Origin of the sequence: Paenibacillus sp. J31TS4 (genome assembly GCF_018403265.1) — a bacterium.
In the GTDB taxonomy this organism is placed as follows: domain Bacteria; phylum Bacillota; class Bacilli; order Paenibacillales; family NBRC-103111; genus J31TS4.
On the sequence record NZ_BOSI01000059.1, the window covers coordinates 1 to 213 of the forward strand.

Annotated in this window: 1 rRNA gene; it reads left to right on the forward strand. The window is 48.8% G+C overall.

The features are described 5' to 3' along the window. Positions 1 to 133: 133 nt before the first annotated feature. A 5S ribosomal RNA gene (rrf, locus tag KJS47_RS23970) occupies positions 134 to 213 on the forward strand; the annotation flags it as partial.

Here is a 213-nt window from a genome sequence, read left to right on the forward strand (position 1 = left end):
TATCCTAAAACACCCCACCAAGTGAAGATGATGCTGACGAAGCAGATTCCGAATACTTGCCGGGGGCCCCAACTAAAGAATGAACAAAACTTCGCATCTAGTTTTCAAGGTACAAACCTTGAATGAATAGCTGTTTGGTGATAATGGCGGAGGGGAACCACGCGTACCCATCTCGAACACGACCGTTAAGCCCTCCAGCGCCGATGGTACTTG